Below are 15194 nucleotides of genomic sequence, written 5' to 3'. Positions count from 1 at the left end.
TATCTGTGAGTGTAGCTGCCGTCACTGGATGACCTCCCGCTTCCAGTCTTCAGTCCAAGCATCGCGATGCTCTGCAATCCAGCTCCAGTCCATTTCGAGCAAAGCGTCGGAGTCGGGTTGCACAACCCGCTTCGAGGCGTCGTCGTTGAGCTTTACGTCCTTCACCGTCGGGGCGTAATACATCTGCTCCGAGAATGCCTTCTGAGCATCGGTGGACAACGCGTAGTCGATAAACGTTTGGGTAGCTTCCTTATGCTTAGAGTTCTTGGTCATATTGACGGTGTTGATTTGGAATACGGTTCCTTCATCGGGAGTCGCGACTCCGAGAGCGTCCGGAGACTCATTTGAGAACAACTGGGCTCGCGCGTTCCACCCAGTGGCGTAGGACACTCCGCCATCAGTGATTGCTTGGTACGAGCTTGGTGACGGCGCCCAGGAGCTCACCTTTGGAGCGAGTTTGCTCAGTTCCTTGACGGCATCTTTTGAACCAGTCTTGTAATCCTTATTCTGCATTTCGGAGACGATTCTTTGGAGCGAGATGCCTTGAATGTCCGGAGCCGCATCGAGCGCAACCGATTGGTCGGGTGCTTCCCAGAGGGCCTTCCAGCTCGTCGGATCCTTGTCTACCTTCTCCTTGTTATAAAGCATTACGTAGCTGTCGAACGTAGCAGCATAACCACCCTTGGTTACGCCTTGATCGACTACGTTATCCACGTTGGGAATCTTTTCTGGCGTGAGTTCGTCGAATAGCCCTTCCTTTACACCAGTCTCGGCCACCGAGGTATCCATGATGACGACATCAGTTCGTGGACTATCCTTCTCGCTGCGTAGAGTTCCGAGCATTTTGGCAGCGTTGTCACCGGGAACATACTCGACAGTGATGTCCGGATACTTTTCCTCGAAGGGTTCGATGACGGCCTTCTGATAGTTGTCCTGCACGACGGCTGAATAGCCGAGTAAGGTGACGGTTCCTGAAGTCTTGGAGTCTTCCTGCTGTGCAGGACCACCACATGCAGTGAGAGCAAACAGGGAAATACACCCGGTAACTGCGATTGCCAGTTTGGGCAGCCGTGACATCTTCGTATGGGCCATTTTGATCTCCTTCGATCAACTAGACAGCCAAAATGCTTTGGCGTCATGTCCAAGAATTTCTTGGCTTGAGTGGTTACTTCGCGATCAAACCTACGATCTGCAACCACCGAGCGCATAGGCAATTGCTTGTTCGAACCGCCTAAGAGCTGAACATCCTAACGACCTGAGCTCAATCACGATCGATGCTTGCAGTCTGTCTCAAGGTGTGTATAACTTGTACATACGTCGTGTATACATAGAACTACGAACGCTTCGAGATTGCAATACCTCCGAAGAAGTTTCGTCTCAAGGATCACTCAACGACTCCAATCCGAAAGGACACTGATGTTCACGGAAAATGTAATGCCTCATCAGATCACCGAAGCGCAGCGCGAAGCTCTATTGACTGTCCAAACTTCGACTTTGGGTCATCTCCGCGACTATGGCTTCATTCGGGGATTGACTCCAAACCGCCGGCCCTTGGCTTTTGCCGGAACAGCGGTCACTGTGCGTCTACCGCACCTCGATTCGTCGGCGTTGCACGTTGCAGTCGACAGACTTCGGCCAAACGACGTTCTCGTTGTAGAGCAATCCGGTGATGATCGCTCAAGCTTCGGGGGAATGTGCGCATTCACTGCAAAGTCACGCGGAGCTGTAGGAGCAATTCTCTCCGGTGCAACGAATGATTTTGACGAAGTGCTCGAGCTTGGACTTCCTGTCTATTCGCGCGGCGTTTCAGCCCGGACCACACGAATTCTGGGGATTGAAGGAAGCATCAATGTCCCAGTGACGGTTGGAGGCGCCGTCGTCGAACCCGGTGACGCCATCCTTGCGGACTCGGACGGCATCGCGGTCCTCAAACCAGATGAGATTGCTGAAGTCGTCGGAATACTCCAAGAAAAGGAAGCAGCCGAGCCTGCATTGAAGGAGCAGATCAGCGCAGGTGCCAAGTTGTCAGAAAATTCCGGAGCAGCTAAGTACTTCACCATGAGCGGAGCGATGAAATGACACAGCTGAGGGTTTCCGTGGGCCAGTTTGAAGCTCAACGCGATGTGGATTCCAACTTTTCCGAAGTCGAAACGATCGTTTCAGTCTCGGCTGAGAAATCCGACCTTGTGATTCTTCCGGAGAATTGTATGTATTCCGATCCGAGTAAGGAGGCGCCAGACGTTCGCTACTCGGAGTCGCTGGACGGAGAGTTCACATCTGCGCTTAGAGAGCTGGCTGCCAAGTACGAAACAAACATACTCGCGGGTATCACCGAAACCAACGGGGACGATGCGAATCGGCCGTTCAATACCTTGGTTCAAGTGACTCCTGAAGGTGAGCTGGCTGGCGTTTACCGAAAAATCCACCTGTATGACGCGTTTGGCCACCGGGAGTCGGACAAAGTTACACCTGCCCCAATCACGAATCCTTTGGTCTTCTCGATCAACGGAGTCAAGGTCGGAGCTCTGACCTGTTACGATCTGCGATTCCCCGAAGTAGTGCGGTGGGTCGCTCTTCGAGACGTCGACATGATCGCGCTCCCCGCGGCTTGGGCGGCTGGCCCTCTCAAAGAGTTCCATTGGGAGGCACTAATCCGTGCTCGGGCTATTGAAAACACAGTTTATTTCGCAGGCGCCGGGCAAACTGGACCGTCGTGTACAGGACTCAGCCAGATCGTGGATCCTATGGGAGTTGTTCTGGCCAACGCGGGCGAGGCTGGAGGCGCAGTAGCGACCGCAACTGTTACGAGTGAGCGAGTTGCTGCTGTTCGCAAGGCCAACCCAAGCCTGAACAATCGTCGGTTCGACGTTGTACCAGCGCAGTAACCCATAATGGCTAGATGAACCGTTTACACGATACCTCTCTTGCCCGGTTTGGTGGATGGACCGCTTCGGTAGATCTGCCGCCGGGTAAGAGGGATCCGTCAATAAAGGCGGCGGAATATGCATATAGGTATCTGAAGGACCTTATAGTCACCCTGGAACTGCCGCCACGCGCAATCATCACAGAGAAGGAAGTGGCTAGTGCGACAGACATATCCAGAACACCTGTCCGCGAAGCGTTCTTCCGGCTACAGGGTGAGCGGCTGCTTGAAATTATTCCGAGGCGGGGGGCAGCTGTTCCCGAAATTACTCTTCGAGGGATTACCGAACAGGCCCAGACCAGACTTGTACTTGAAGGCTATGGCGTCGAGTCAATCTGCAACAGAAAGATCCCAGTCGCAAACGATTTGTTCAGGATCATTGAAGAGCAAGAGGCTGTGTACCGTCGCGATCCCACGCAAGTACTTGAGATGGTATTAATCGACAAAGAGTTTCACTGGTCGTTAGTTAAAGCTATCGGAAATACCGAATTCTCGCAGCTGTACAATACATTGCACGACCGCCAGGTTCGCATTGGAGTAGCCATGTTTAATGCAGTTGAAGGACGACCGTGTAAGGCTATCCATCAGCACGCAAAAATCGCAGAGGCGATTCGTGATTTTGATGCTCCTCTAGCACTGGATCGACTCGAATTTCACCTGATTGAAAGCCTTGACGAGCTGACTGGAATTTTTACAGGCTGATCATCTGGCTCTGACGTCAGTAAAGCCCAATTCCGGGCGGGCGACTTTGACGATTGTCACCGAATGGTGTTTCGCTTTAGTCGGTTGCTGCCTCTCCTGGAGTCTTTGTCCACTGCGTATTACAGCTGAAAAAGGATCGAACTATATACCTTAGCCTCATTCCGTGATTGCTATATCATCATTTGCTTTCCCATTGAGGTGGTTTGATTGCTTATATTGTCGTCAGTTGCTGCGATTTTTATTATTTCGGCAGCAGTGCAAGGAATGACAGGTATCGGATTCTCGCTGGTGGCACTTCCTTTGTTGATTCCGCTGGTTGGGCCGTTGGACGGTGTGACACTCATAGTCATCAACAGTGCTGTGACAAGTTTGATAATGACGATTCGATCATTTCGAGAAATTGAGTGGAAGCACCTCGTCGCACTGTCTGTGCCGAGCGTAGTTGTGGCGTTTCCGGTAATTTTGCTCTTGAACCACGTACCGGAGACCGTCATAAGCTTGGTTGTTGGTGGGTTATTGTTGAGCTGCACAATTGGTTTAGTGCTCAACGTCAAGGTGCGGCAATTGGGCGGTGGCTACGGCCCGGCTGCAGCAGGACTAGTATCCGGTTTCTTGAATGCGACTGCGGGTGTTGCGGGGCCCTTGCTAGGGGTGTTTTCGGCCTCTGTAGGTTGGTCGCACCGAATCTTTGTAGCTACCGCGCAACCATTCTTTATAGTTTCAGACTTGGCAGTTCTTGGCGCAAAATTTATGTTTCAAGACACTCAAAGTGGATTCGTGGTGGGTGGCGACATCGCGTTGGTGGCTGTTGCTGGATGTATGCTCGGACTGTTGTTGGGATCAAAGTTGATCAATAAGGTGTCTGAGGCAACCGGGCATAAATTGGTAATTGGAGTCTCGGCAATGGGCGCAACTGGGACTCTAATTGGCGCAGTGATTCAACTAGTTTAATTAAGCTTCGGTAAGCACTATCAAAATCTTCATTTAGGCGACGGAGTCATCTGCGTTGGCACTGGCGTCGGGGACATTGGACGCGTTCATTGGGCGTTTCGTGCGTGCAGGTGCGAATTCGGAGGAGTCGTTGCTCGCCGAGGCTGCCGGTGGTTTGTCGGATACGACACGACGGATGGTGCTTGGCTGACCGCGCCGCGAGGAGCTGACGATTATGCGGCTTAAGCGAGGTTCTCGATTGAGCTGCGTGATGATCAAAGCCAGTTCATCGTCGGTCCTGCCTCTGGCGGTTGCGGAGAATCGGAATCATCAGAACGAGTGCGCCGAGGATGGGCAGCAGTGCCCACAGCGGGTACCGGCCGCTGTTCGGGTCGGCCAGGAAAGCCACGTTCACGATCAACCCGATGCCGAGAAGAATCCACGCAGTCAATTTCAAAGCTGTGAACACTGACGTCTTCCTGTCTCCTTGGGTGTGATCGTGAGCGACGCTACCAGCTGCGCTTGTCTGTCGAATACGATTGTTCCTGCCTCACTTCCACGACGCACGGACGATTGGATTCGTTGAGGTGCTAGACCGCTGCGTATGAGGAGGCAGGCGTGATCCGGACGCTGCTCATCGACAATGCCGATTCGTTCACCCTCAATCTCTTCCATCTCCTCGTCGAGGTGAATGAGTGTGCGCCGACGTTCGTGCCCAACGACTGGGAAGAATTCGAGCTGAGCGTGCTCGACGAGTTCGACAATGTCGTCATCTCCCCGGGACCGGGAACTCCGGAACGGCTGGCTGATTTCGGCATCTGCGCCGAGGTGATCGAGCAGTCTCCGATCCCTGTGCTCGGAGTGTGCCTCGGCCACCAGGGGATTGCTCACGTGCACGGGGGAGTCGTGGCGCATGCTCCAGAGCCTCGACACGGTCGGATCTCCCAGATCCGTCACACCGAGACCGAGCTCTTCGCAGGGCTCCCTTCGCCATTCTCTGCGGTGCGGTATCACTCGCTCGCAGCGACGTACTTGCCCGACTGTTTGGAAGCGACCGCGTGGTCCGAAGATGAGGTCATCCAGGCGCTGCGGCATCGGACCAAGCCGCAGTGGGGAGTTCAGTTCCATCCGGAATCGATCGCCTCCGAGGAAGCACGGACGCTGCTGCGAAACTTCGTCGAGCTGACTGTGGCGTGGAAGCGGCGGGATCGGCAAGAGAATGACCTACTGGCTAGTGAAGATTGGGCTGGGAAAGACGTCGTTTCCGATGACGACGTCCCCGCGGGGTCGTGCGCTGGACTCGATCCGTCCCAATCGACTACCGATCTCTTTGACTCTCGGCACCACTACATTCTCGACACCGATGTGCTCCCTCGGACAGTCTCCGACGAGCAACTGTTCATCGAACTCTTCGGTGAAGAAACTGAGGCCGTTTGGCTCGACGGAAACTTACCTGGCAACGACTCGTCCCGGTTCTCAATCATGGGTGCGCCGACTGGGCCACGGAGCAGAGTGGCGACCGCCTCGGTGTCGGAAGGGAATGTCGAAGGTCGCTCGGCCAGTGGCGAATCAGAGAACATCATTCAGTCGTCCGGGTTCTTCGACTGGCTCGATGGTGAGCTCGCTGGCACGACTGTCTCAGTGTCAGGCACAGGAGTTGAACCGCCCAGCGCCGGATCCGAAATCCCCGACATGCGCGCGGACAGCCAAGACCTGCCGTTCGAGTTCCGGCTTGGGTGGGTCGGTTACCTCGGCTACGAGCTCAAGGCCGAGGTCGGCTCACCGAATCGGCACGAATCCGACTTGCCTGACGCCGTCATGATGTTCTTGGACCGCGCGTTGGTCATCGACCACGACACCGAGCGCATCCACCTTCTGGCGCTGCGTCGCGCCGATGACTCAGACGGCCAAGCAGCTAACCAGGTCTGGCTCGACCACACACGCACACGGATCGCATCGGTCCCCGCCGATGAGGTCACTGGCGCTCAACAATCGAACACCGCCTCGGCGAAGGTGGACACCACAGACCCGCCGAAACGCCGCAATCCAAAGCTCGTGGCACGGCACAGTCGGGACGAGTACCTCGACCTCATCGACCAAGTGCAAGGGAAGATCACCGATGGCGAGACCTACGAAGTCTGCCTGACGAACATGCTCGAAGGCACCGCCGGCCCGCACGAAACTCCGCTAGAAATGTACCTGCGGCTGCGCGCGGACAACCCGACGCCGTTCGGGGCGTTCATCCGCACGCGTGAGGCGGCGATTCTCAGCACCTCACCTGAGCGATTTCTGAGGATTGGCGCAGACGGCCGAGTGGAGTCTAAGCCGATCAAGGGTACTCGGCCCAGGGGAGCGAACCTGGCCGAGGACGAGGCGATCAAGGCTGAGTTGGCCGCCTCGGTGAAGGACCGGTCGGAGAATCTCATGATCGTCGATCTCGTGCGGCACGACCTCGGGCGCACGGCCGAGCTGAGGTCGGTGCAGGTGGATACGCTGTTCGGGATCGAGTCCTATGCGACGGTGCATCAGATGGTCTCGACGGTGAGTTCACGCTTGGCCGAGGATGCCAGTCCGGTGGCGTGTGTGCGGGCGGCGTTCCCACCGGGGTCGATGACCGGGGCGCCGAAGCTGCGGACGATGGCGATCATCGATGAGCTCGAGGCCGGCGCGCGTGGGGTGTACAGCGGCGCGGTCGGGTACTTCTCGCTCGGCGGTGCCGTCGACCTCAGCGTCGTCATTCGCACGCTCGTCGTCTGCGGCGAGGAGCTGCGGTATGGCGTCGGCGGGGCGATCGTCGCGCTCTCCGATTCGGAGGAGGAATATGCGGAGACCGTGGTGAAGGCGGCACCGGTGCTGAGGTTGCTCGGCCAGGTGGAGTTTCCTGGCGAGGGTGATCTTGCTGAGGCTGGGCCAACCGCAGTTACGACGCGCGCTCATGCAGAAGAGCAAGTTGGTGATGGCGATTTCCGCATCTTGATCCTCGCCGAGGAGGCTGGAACGGCCGATCTCACCGCGACCGAATACTCGGGTGGAGTTGAACGATGAACGTGTGGCTGTGGAATCCACTGGAGCAGCGTTTCGACGAGCCGAAGTCGGACATCAGTTCCTGGACATTGGTTGCTGCCGATTCGTGGTTCGTTGAGAACGGGCAGGTGCGTGCGTTCGATCGTCATCGGGCGCGGTTCGCTCGTGCGGCAGCTCAGGTGGGAATCGGTGAGGCGGTCGCTGGCGAGTTCTGGGCAGCGGTGGTCGACAAGATCCCGGCAACGGGGGAGTGGTTCCCGCGTGTGGATGTCCTTGAAGAACCGGCGGGTGCTGGGCACGTGTTGGCGTTCCGATTACGGTCGGCGCCTGCGCGGACACGGGAATTGACGGTTCTCGTCCCGCCATACTCCGACCCGCGAACCACTCCCGAGCGCAAGGGTCCGGACATCGCATTGCTTGAACGTGTTCGGACGGACGCCCGTGAGCAGTTTGGCTGTGATGAGGTGCTTCTTATCAGTGAGGACAGGTACGTCGTTGAAGGAGCTACGACGAGCCTGCTGTGGTGGGATGGCGAGACACTTTGTGCGCCGGATTCGGAGCTGGGTGCACTACCGGGAGTTACCTCTGCGGTGGTTCTCGAAGAGGCTCGCGCTCGGTCGATCCCGGTCGAATTTCGTCGCGTGCGGCCTGACGATCTGCTCGGGTATGAGGTGTGGTTGGTCAACGCTTTGCATAGTATTCGCCGAGCAAATCAGTTCGTCAATGTGCTCGGTGATGGCGACGCTGAAACTTTTCCTGCGACGCTGCAACGTGGAACAGGTTCTGCAGGTCGTTCAGGAGAAAACTTGTATGGTTTCGACCGTTGGAGAGACTGGATAGAAGCAATGCGAGTTCCCCTCATCGAATTCAAGAATGGCGAGAAATCTCTAGGGCCTTAGTGGCGACTTCGGCGGCATTGCCGACGACGCCGCTCATCTTTTCAAAAGTGGAGATTCGATTTCAATTACTGGGAGTTTACTGAGCCAAGGGTTAAACAGTTTCCGGCAGTCGTAACGTCGAAATGTCAATGAAGATTTCGCGACTAAGTGTGCTGTCATGTCCCAACTCAAGAATCCTGCACCTTCTGATCACGAACACCATGTCCAGGTCAGACGCGCAGCCATCGCTAGTACTATCGGCACCACGATCGAGTGGTACGACTACTTTCTCTACGGAACCGCCGCGGCGTTAGTGTTTCCGCATCTCTTCTTCCCCGACGTCTCACCGTATATCGGAACTCTCGCCGCATTCGCCACGTATTTCGTCGGGTTCCTCGCCAGACCGGTGGGTGCGGCGATCTTCGGGCATTGGGGTGACCGAATCGGCCGCAAGGTCATGCTCATCGTCACTCTGCTGATCATGGGAATCTCCACCGCTCTCATCGGCCTCCTGCCAGGCTCAGCAACCTGGGGAGATGCGGCGCCGATCATCCTTATCCTCCTCCGCGTCTGCCAAGGAATCGCTGTCGGCGGCGAGTGGAGCGGCTCGGTTCTGTTGTCGATGGAATGGGGCGACCAGAAGCGGCGTGGCCTGATGGGAAGCTGGCCGCAACTCGGAGTCGCCATCGGATTGATCCTCTCGACCGGACTGATGTCTCTGTCCAACGGAATCATGGGCAAGGACGCGTTCATTACCTGGGGCTTCCGCATCCCATTCCTCCTCAGCCTGGTCTTGGTGGCCATCGGCCTCTACATCCGGCTGAAGATCATGGAGACCCCGCAGTTCTCCAAAGTCGTCGCGGAACAGACCACGACGACCGCGCCGCTCATGCAGGTCATCCGCCGGTTCCCGAAGGAGATCATCCTCTCGGCGCTTCTGCGGATGTCGGAGCAGATGCCGTTCTACGTAGTTACGGCGTTTGTGCTCTCTTACATGACCAGCGGTTCGAACGGGCACGACTACACGTACAACTTCGTGCTTATCGGAACTCTGATCGCCGCAGGAATCGAGTTCGTGTTGGTACCCCTGTTCGGCCTTTACTCGGACACGATCGGGCGGAAGAAGATCTATGCCTGGGGCGCTGCGATTATGGGCGTGTGGGGCTTCATCTACTTCGCACTCCTTGACAGCGGCATCACCTGGCTGGCTTTCGTCGCCCTGTGCCTCGGCCTTGTGCCTCACGCTATGCAGTACGGGCCCCAGGCGTCGATCATCGCCGAGTCGTTCCCGACCAACCTCCGGTATACGGGTGCTGGCCTCGGCTACCAGCTCTCGTCGATCATCGCCGGTGGTCCTGCGGCTCTGATCGCGACGTGGCTGATCCACCAGTTCGGAACTGGGTATGCAGTGTCCGTCTACATCCTGATCTCGGCGGTCATCACGTTGGTTGCGTTGAAGTTCCTCAAGGACCGCTCACGCAGTGACATCACTGATGAGCGGACCTATGGGTGAGGTGATGAGCCAGTTGCCTCGGCTGAGACTGGGCTGAATAGAGACCCGGTCGGAACGTGTGCTTTTCCGGATGGGTCCATTCGTATCCTTTGCGTTGGGGAAGCAAACCACGAGAAACAAACAGTATGACTGACCAGTGCCCACCACCGTAGCGATCGCGGACCCGTCCGAGACGAGCGCCATCATCAACGGCAGTGCTCGTTGAATCGGACGCCATCTGTCGGAGGCGTTCGCGAGGACCGGATATCACATATTCGCTTCGGCCACTTCGGCGAACAATGCGGAGGCCGCGGCCGATGAGTTCGGTGAGGCGACTGGTGGAGCGGTGACCGGAGTCGGGCTGCGCACTGACGACATCGCCGCGGTGACGGCGCTGCGTGAGTCCGTGGTCGTGCTTGAGGCTGAGACGGGCGAGCGTCTGCAGGTCCTCATCAACAATGCAGGGCGCATTAAGTCGACTGACGGGACGCTGCAGGATGCCGCCCCGGAGCGCCTCAAGGGCGTTGTCGAGGCGAATGTGCTCGGTGTTGCGCTCATGTTCGCGCCGGTGCTAATGGCGGGGGCCGAGGCGACCGGCCGACCGAGCCGTATCATCGACCTGAACCCGGGGTCGGGAGCCAAGGGCACTTCTGCTTACGCCGATTATTCAGCATCGACAGCGTCGTTGTTCCGTATCGCCGAATCAGTGGTCCACTTCGGTCACGACAAGGGCCTGCGGATCTTCGAGATGGCTCCCGGCATCGTCGAGACAGCACTGACGGAGTCGATGCCCGTCCACCATTTCCGTCAGGGAGATGACTGGACCTCACCCGAGCAGGTCACAAATCTCGGATTGGCTTCTGCTTCGGGACGATTGGATTCGTTCACAGGGCGGTATGTTCGCTCCGGTGCGAATACGGAGTATTCGCTGATTCCTGAGGCGGCTGCAGGACTGGAAGACTGGGCCCGCCGTATCGTGCATGGCTGAACTCTGCTTGTTTCCCTTAGCCGAAAATCAGCGAGTACTGTTCTCGCACGATCAATCTCTCCGAGAGACTACTTGTCAAAAGTCGAGTAATCTTATGTAAGATGAACAAACGTAGTGCATCTCACTCGATGAACGTTGAATACTCACCGGCTAAATGAGGATGAACAAATATGGCTTCGACAATTGACTTAGGCCAGAGGTTAACATCTGGGATTTATGGTCGGCTGGAGTATGACTTCGCGTGCAATCGAGGTCATGCCTTTAGTGAAGCGCATCTTCATGGAGCGATTATGGACATTCTGGCGGCAAATGTCCTCGCGCGAACTCACGATATTCGGCCGGGGTTCGCTATCCCGGAATTGCAGGATAGGACTGGGAAAAAGGCTGGACGAAATCGTGAGGTAGATTTCGCAATTCTTGACCGGGAGTCCAAGCAATCAACGGTATGTATTGAAGCGAAATGGTCTGGATCTAGTCATGCGTCGGAAGAGAACATCTTAATTGATCTTGCGCGACTTGCGACTATCAACTATGAATCACCGAGCACTGTGTGCCTTTTTATATTTGCCGGTGGGAAGAGCGCGATCGAGAAAAGACTTAGTAAGGGCCTGTTTTCGCCGCACGGGAGCAGGCATAAACCAAAGCGACTACTACGCTATCCTTACGATGGCAAAAATAACAACTATCCTTTAAGTGACGGAATTGGCGAGTCTTCAGTTTTAAGCAAATCGAGGTTTTTGAAGATATCGAGACGTTTGCCATCAGTTGCTCCTCGTATTCGTTCGCATTTGTACAAGCCATCTCACCTCTCTCCACCAAACTGGAGTGTGCAAGTATGGAGAGTCTGGGGTAATAGGCGCTAGAAACTATCGACGCGTTGAGTTGGGTCCAACTGGCTCAAAAATGGATTCACTAACCCAGGGGATTACTTGTGCCAAATATCATGTTTACTAACGAGGTATAGGCCAATTATAGATTCGACTCCCATGATTGGGCTCCGGATTTTTGAAGATTGAGTTTGGAGGCGGAAAATACTACCCTTTATAAGGAATTGATTGGTATGTGGTTGTCTGTATCGTAATGTATCTACCAGCCCTGGAGCCGGAAATAGTGAAATAACTACGGGTGCGCGGCGTAATCGACGTTGAATCTGTGGATTTTCTGCATCGCAGTATTAGAAGTCTGCTTCAACTATATACCGGGAGCTAAATGTCCTCAAGGGCTGATCTTAAAACGTTGAATATTTCGACTACAGAGTGTCTTTGTCTGCCCTGCAGTTACGCAATCTTAGGGTACGTTCATAGCTGAAGGTTGTTGCACCCACGTATTCGGTGAAAGCGCGATCGCCAGTTCTGCGTAGACAGCCAATCCTTGCAGTGAAAGAGCTGCACCTGTCCAACCAATTTATTTCGCTAGATGACTTTGCACTGATGGACGGCGCGTCCGAAAATGCGATCTCTGGTGTCGAAGAATGAGACCCAAAGTAATCTAGTGTACGTATCTGTACTCCTGTGGCCACGTTGAATTGATTGAGCTAAAAACAGGACTAGCTAATTCTGATTGTCCGTACGAAGATGAGGCACAGGAGATCACAAAGTGTCTTCTCTGTTGTCGCGGGGCCCCCATTTGAGCCGGTCGTAGTATGCTATTGCTTTGAATAAGGATGATCGATTATTCTGCTTTTCATTGTCAGGATTCTCAAGCTGTTCTATTAATACGACGCGAAGCTCGCTTAACTCGAACAAGTCGGGTTCTAGGCAGAGAAGTGCCTCAAACTTATAATATAAAGCGAGATCGGCGTCGAAGATATCACGAGGTGTAGTCAACGTACTACGATGCTGTCCGTCAAATCGCCTCTTGTTTTGATCCGATGGAACAGGGACTCGCTCGGCCAATGTTTGAACACTGAAATCTAGCCCAGACAGGTCTAGCTGTGACTTACTCGTCAGCGAAGGGTCGCTGTGAATGTACTTCCAGATCGGGAGATAACTAGAGGGTGCGTTTCTAGTCAGCTCGGGTAGCGTGAGTCTCAGGACGTTGTTAGCATCAAGGTCTCGTTCCCTGACTCCTAAGACATCACGTGCTAGGTCTTCGCGTGTCAATGCCCGGAATCCAACATCCGAGATCAAGCTAGTCTGCTCCTCGGAAAAGTTGCCTACACCGAATACCACGCGGAGCCCGTCTGCATCGTCTGAGTCAATTGGTGCAACGTGCAATGTATCGCGACCATGTTCGGAATCTTGCTGTGTGACAAGATCAAAGACGTGTTTGCGAAGTTCACGTAAGACTTTCGCGGGGAATGGTCGGGCTAGACGTGCAAGGCTGTCGAATATTGGCAGAAATGAGTTTGTGGCGACTCTTGTAATCGGAAGAGCTTGTCCGGCCGAAACTTCCATAAAATATTGACTTATGCTGGACCTGGATGTGGGATCGTCGTCCCATTCCACGAAATATATGCGTTTTTCGAGTGCTTTAAGGTTGTTAGGCCCAACCGCCCGTGAGATGCTATTTATTATTTCTCTAATATATTTGTCAGACAAGCTGTATCCAAGGAATATGACTGGATGCTCTGCGAAGATTGTCAGAAGCTTGGCAGCTAAATACGAATTGCGTTCGGTGAAGTTCTCGTAATCGCGTTCGGTAGCAACGATGGATTCATATTGACTGCAGGAACCATGAATTTTGTAAATTTCCGCTATAAACTGCGCGTTGCTTAGTAGCAATTCATCCTGACCAATGTAAGTTTCAAAGTCTTTGAAAATTTGTTCTGGCAGGTTATCGTAGTTTGTTGTGATGACGCCGTCAATTACCGCTTGACTTAATCGCTCAATTTCAAGCCTGAGAGCATGTTCTGCGACTCCCGGAGTGCCTTCTGAGAGATCTGAAGAGTTCTGTACAAACTGCGCCATTGCTAGTTTTAGGGCTGCTTCATCGTCATGAATGACGCCTTGATTTGCTTCTCTTCTCTGTTGAAAATCCTCGCGATTGAACCAGGCATTGTGATAATCTTTTGCGAGCAATGATGCCGCTCGCGGGAGGTCTCCGTTAGACGTGGCGACGTAGTAGTCTACGTTTCTGTCTATTTCGTCAGAGAATTTACGTAGAATACCAATCCAATCAGGTAAATCTAGGTACCTTCTAGACATCCCGCTGCCGATGAACAGAAATGGCAGGGCGTTGTGTTTGCTCAAACTATCGAGAAGTGAATCTCTTAGGTGCGTTTCACCAGTGGCGCCCAGGATTGAATCCCAGTCCAGCTGCTCTGTGTCTGGGGCACTTTTGCTCATGGGTGACATTGTCGCTTTTGCATCCGTCGCTTGCTCGGCAACACGCAGACATGGCTTCTAGTTTTTGGCGGTCTTGAGACTGAATTGAGTTGATAGTAAGTAGTTGTTTCGATCGCCTCGGTATGTGTGCCTCTCGACGGAGTCGAATAAGTAGAGTGTCGCAGATGGTTCTGGGTCAAGGTCGGGGAGGTTTTGAGCATCCCCCTATGGTTTAACTACGGCCGCGGCGTCGAAAGCTAGCTCGCACTGGAGATCTAACTAGCGGCTGTTTGTCGATTCACCATCCACTCGACGATCGCGGCGACGTGGGCATCAACGGAATCGATGGCTGGCAGTGGAGCGGTCTCCGGGGGAACCAGCAGTCCGATCTCCGTGCACGACAGCGTGACCGCCTCGGCTCCGCGATCCTTGAGGTCGTTCATGATCTCGACGTATCGGGCGCGGGAAGCCTCGGTGAAGATACCCTGGGTGAGCTCATCCCAGATGATCTGATCGACCTCGAGGCACGTCGCCTCATCGGGAACCAGCGTTTTGATGCCCTGTGCCTCGAGCCGGCCCGTGTAGAAGTCCTCGAGCATCGTCCACCGGGTGCCCAGCACAGCCAGCGTCGAATGGCCACGACGCTTCGCCATCGTGGCGATCGAATCAACCATGTGAATGAGAGGCGCATCGACCTGAGCCTCGATGGCCGGCGCGCACTTGTGCATGAGATTCGTGGCAATCGCAACTGCCTCGGCACCGCCATCGACCAAACGCTGCGCCGTCGAGACGAGCGATGCATCACTGCCAGCCCAATCGTTGGCCTCCTGCAGCTCCCGGATATCCGCGAAATCGCACGAATCGAGGAGGATCTGCGCCGAGTGATGACCACCGAGCTGCTTTGCCACGGCATCATTGATCTTCGTGTAGTACTCGATGCTCGAATGCCAGCTCATTCCACCCAGCAGACCGATTCTGCGCATACTTCCAC

The 15194-nt window shown here is 54.9% G+C and carries 11 protein-coding genes; 8 read left to right on the top strand and 3 right to left on the bottom strand.

Going from position 1 to position 15194, the window contains the following annotated elements:
* Positions 1 to 21 precede the first annotated feature (21 nt).
* Complete coding sequence (locus AC3CD9_RS08045) at positions 22 to 1092, bottom strand: extracellular solute-binding protein (RefSeq protein WP_488367150.1); 1071 nt, start codon at positions 1090 to 1092, stop codon at positions 22 to 24.
* Positions 1093 to 1416: 324 nt separating this feature from the next.
* On the opposite strand from AC3CD9_RS08045, the gene AC3CD9_RS08040 reads away from it, so the two are divergent.
* The 8 genes from AC3CD9_RS08040 to AC3CD9_RS08005 all read left to right on the top strand — a co-directional run bounded on the left by AC3CD9_RS08040 (position 1417) and on the right by AC3CD9_RS08005 (position 10937).
* Positions 1417 to 2079 carry an RraA family protein gene (locus AC3CD9_RS08040; RefSeq protein ID WP_488367149.1) on the top strand — a complete coding sequence of 221 codons (663 nt, stop codon included), beginning with the start codon at positions 1417 to 1419 and terminating at the stop codon, positions 2077 to 2079.
* Positions 2076 to 2885 (top strand): carbon-nitrogen hydrolase family protein, encoded by an 810-nt coding sequence (locus tag AC3CD9_RS08035; RefSeq protein ID WP_488367148.1) that lies wholly within the window; start codon positions 2076 to 2078, stop codon positions 2883 to 2885. The genes AC3CD9_RS08040 and AC3CD9_RS08035 overlap by 4 nt, the downstream gene beginning before the upstream one ends.
* 14 nt (positions 2886 to 2899) lie before the next feature.
* Entirely contained in the window at positions 2900 to 3625 is a 726-nt protein-coding gene (locus tag AC3CD9_RS08030) for a GntR family transcriptional regulator (protein WP_488367147.1), read from the top strand.
* A 207-nt stretch (positions 3626 to 3832) separates the two neighbouring features.
* On the top strand, positions 3833 to 4576 hold the full coding sequence (locus AC3CD9_RS08025; protein WP_488367146.1) for a sulfite exporter TauE/SafE family protein: 744 nt from the start codon (positions 3833 to 3835) through the stop codon (positions 4574 to 4576).
* A gap of 597 nt (positions 4577 to 5173) precedes the next feature.
* Positions 5174 to 7600 (top strand): aminodeoxychorismate synthase component I, encoded by a 2427-nt coding sequence (gene pabB, locus AC3CD9_RS08020; RefSeq protein WP_488367144.1) that lies wholly within the window; start codon positions 5174 to 5176, stop codon positions 7598 to 7600.
* Complete coding sequence (locus AC3CD9_RS08015; protein ID WP_488367143.1) at positions 7597 to 8478, top strand: aminotransferase class IV; 882 nt, start codon at positions 7597 to 7599, stop codon at positions 8476 to 8478. The genes pabB and AC3CD9_RS08015 overlap by 4 nt, the downstream gene beginning before the upstream one ends.
* A 157-nt stretch (positions 8479 to 8635) precedes the next feature.
* The gene (locus AC3CD9_RS08010; RefSeq protein WP_488367142.1) at positions 8636 to 9970 is read left to right on the top strand and encodes an MFS transporter; all 1335 of its coding nucleotides are present in this window, start codon (positions 8636 to 8638) and stop codon (positions 9968 to 9970) included.
* Positions 9971 to 10175: 205 nt separating this feature from the next.
* Entirely contained in the window at positions 10176 to 10937 is a 762-nt protein-coding gene (locus tag AC3CD9_RS08005) for an SDR family NAD(P)-dependent oxidoreductase (protein ID WP_488367524.1), read from the top strand.
* 1589 nt (positions 10938 to 12526) lie between these two features.
* Here the strand turns inward: AC3CD9_RS08005 and AC3CD9_RS08000 are convergent.
* Together AC3CD9_RS08000 and AC3CD9_RS07995 are read right to left on the bottom strand one after the other, a co-directional pair.
* Positions 12527 to 14224 (bottom strand): SIR2 family protein, encoded by a 1698-nt coding sequence (locus AC3CD9_RS08000; protein WP_488367141.1) that lies wholly within the window; start codon positions 14222 to 14224, stop codon positions 12527 to 12529.
* 254 nt (positions 14225 to 14478) lie between these two features.
* Entirely contained in the window at positions 14479 to 15186 is a 708-nt protein-coding gene (locus AC3CD9_RS07995) for an aspartate/glutamate racemase family protein (RefSeq protein WP_488367140.1), read from the bottom strand.
* Positions 15187 to 15194 lie beyond the last annotated feature (8 nt).

The organism is Brevibacterium sp. MGP-B1 (genome assembly GCF_057766545.1).
This window is presented reverse-complemented; position numbering and strand designations above follow the sequence as displayed.

Bases quoted from the DNA above. Each gene is read 5' to 3' on its own strand.
- AC3CD9_RS08035 (WP_488367148.1), top strand. From the start codon at position 2,076: ATGACACAGCTGAGGGTTTCCGTGGGCCAGTTTGAAGCTCAACGCGAT.
- AC3CD9_RS08045 (WP_488367150.1), bottom strand. From the start codon at position 1,092: ATGGCCCATACGAAGATGTCACGGCTGCCCAAACTGGCAATCGCAGTT.
- AC3CD9_RS08030 (WP_488367147.1), top strand. From the start codon at position 2,900: ATGAACCGTTTACACGATACCTCTCTTGCCCGGTTTGGTGGATGGACC.
- AC3CD9_RS08015 (WP_488367143.1), top strand. From the start codon at position 7,597: ATGAACGTGTGGCTGTGGAATCCACTGGAGCAGCGTTTCGACGAGCCG.
- AC3CD9_RS08040 (WP_488367149.1), top strand. From the start codon at position 1,417: ATGTTCACGGAAAATGTAATGCCTCATCAGATCACCGAAGCGCAGCGC.
- AC3CD9_RS07995 (WP_488367140.1), bottom strand. From the start codon at position 15,186: ATGCGCAGAATCGGTCTGCTGGGTGGAATGAGCTGGCATTCGAGCATC.
- AC3CD9_RS08010 (WP_488367142.1), top strand. From the start codon at position 8,636: ATGTCCCAACTCAAGAATCCTGCACCTTCTGATCACGAACACCATGTC.
- AC3CD9_RS08000 (WP_488367141.1), bottom strand. From the start codon at position 14,224: ATGAGCAAAAGTGCCCCAGACACAGAGCAGCTGGACTGGGATTCAATC.